The organism is Sulfitobacter sp. 1A12779 (assembly GCF_043557315.1).
Classification (GTDB): domain Bacteria; phylum Pseudomonadota; class Alphaproteobacteria; order Rhodobacterales; family Rhodobacteraceae; genus Sulfitobacter; species Sulfitobacter faviae.
This window is the reverse complement of record NZ_JBIFFU010000069.1, coordinates 1-1,835: the sequence shown is the minus strand read 5'-3', so window position 1 is coordinate 1,835 and position 1,835 is coordinate 1. Positions and strand designations below refer to the sequence as shown.

Sequence of the window (1,835 nt, the reverse complement as noted above, 5' to 3'; positions counted from 1 at the left end):
GGCCACGGACAGGCCATTCATCGCCGAAATCATCACCATCAGCATGATCGTCCCGATGGCCAGACCGCCGGGCAGGGGGCCAAACCAGACGTAGAACATCTTGTATAGATCCTCGGCCAGGCGGCTTTCTGACATGACGTAGCCCATGAAGATGAACATCGGCAGCGTGAGCAGCGCGTTCCATTTCATCAGCTTCATGATGGACGAAAAGCCCATGTCGGATCCGCCCGGACCCCACAGCAGGATCGCCGCGACGACGGCGACAAAACCGATGGCACCGAAGACCGAGCTATGCTTGAATTTGGGTGACGCGCATCGTCAGGCGGCGCGGTTTTCGGTATCGTTGGTCTCTTCGATACCGTCTTTGAATTTGATTCCTTCGATGACTTTTGGCAACTGATTTCTGCCTTTGAGACGCAGCCATTTTTTTGAAGCCGCCTGAATAAGGCTGAAGACCATCAGTTTTGCGGTCTTTTGCGACAGCGCTCCCTTGGTGCGCACTGTGCGGTGCCGAACAGTGGCGAACACGCTTTCGATCGGGTTTGAGGTGCGCAGATGGCCCCAATGTTCGGCCGGAAAGTCAAAGAAAGCCAGCATCGCCTCTTTGTCCTTGATCAGGCAAGCGACACCCTTGGGGTATTTGATGCCATATTTCTCAGTGAAAATCGCCAGTGCCGCCTCAGCCTCTGCGCGTGTGGCAGCATGCTGAATGTCGTCCAGATCCGATTTTACTGCTGGCGCCATTTGCTTGGGAAAGTAGCTCAGGACATTCTTGATCTTATGCACCCAACACCTTTGGTGCTTTGTGCCTGGAAACGCCTTGTCCAGTGCGTTCCAAAAACCCATAGCGCCGTCACCAACGGCGATTTCTGGTGGGACAGACAGACCGCGACCTTTGATGTCAGTCAGTAACTCATGCCAGCTTTGCGCGCTTTCCCGCAGGCCGACCTGAAAGCCGACCAGTTCCTTTTTGCCTTCAGGGGTCGCACCGATAATTACCAACATACACTCGGCATTTTCTTCCATCCGGGCCTGAAGATAGACACCATCTGCCCACACGTAGACATAGTGACGGGCAGACAGATCACGTCGTGCCCAGGCGTCGTATTGCACCTGCCATCCTGCCGTCAGTCGCGATATGACGCTCGGCGACAGGTTCGGTGCGTCGGGCCCCATAATGGCCGAGAGCGCTTCCTGGAAGTCCCCTGTTGAAATGCCTTTCAGATACAATACCGGCAGCAAGGCATCCAAGCTCACCGAACGGCGCGCCCATTTGGGCAAGATGTTCGACGTAAAGCGGATCTTCTCTGCCGGATCGGATGTCGCCATCCGATCGCGCACTTTGGGCCGCTGGACATCCAGAGCACCAATCCCAGTCTGGATTTTCCGTTCTGGGCCAAATCCATGCCGCACAATCCGTTGGCGGCCATCCTCAAGCTGCTCATCGGTAAAACTGGCCACAAACGCATCGGCTTCGGCCTTCAGCGCTTCTGCCAGCATCCGTCGTGCGCCTTCACGCGCAAGCTCGGTCAAAGGGTCCGCTATCGATTCCGATTGGCGAAAGGGCAGGATCGTTGTATCGTTCTTCATAGGCGTATTGCTCCTCGTGAGGTTCTGGCTGGCTTCGACACCCGCCACAGTACGCCGCCTTTCAAATCACGCCATCACCCAAATTCCCGCATAGCTCTCCATGGACGAGGTTTGGCTCACTGGGCTGGGGGTCCTTGGTGCGTGAAACGCAGGGGGCAAGAGGTGCGGGACGACTGGTCTGGCCGGAGGGCTTCTCCTCGTCAATCCCCGCCAAACAGATCCCGCGTAAAGACCTTGTCCGCCAC

General features: G+C 56.6%; 2 protein-coding genes. Both read right to left on the bottom strand.

What is annotated here, in order from left to right; translation table 11 throughout:
• Nucleotides 1-273: TRAP transporter large permease subunit (locus ACGYLQ_RS20755; protein WP_394444672.1), on the bottom strand; the 273-nt coding region annotated here is incomplete at its 3' end.
• A 45-nt stretch (nt 274-318) separates the two neighbouring features.
• Complete coding sequence (locus ACGYLQ_RS20750; RefSeq protein WP_394444670.1) at nt 319-1,590, bottom strand: IS256 family transposase; 1,272 nt, start codon at nt 1,588-1,590, stop codon at nt 319-321.
• Nucleotides 1,591-1,835: the final 245 nt, after the last annotated feature.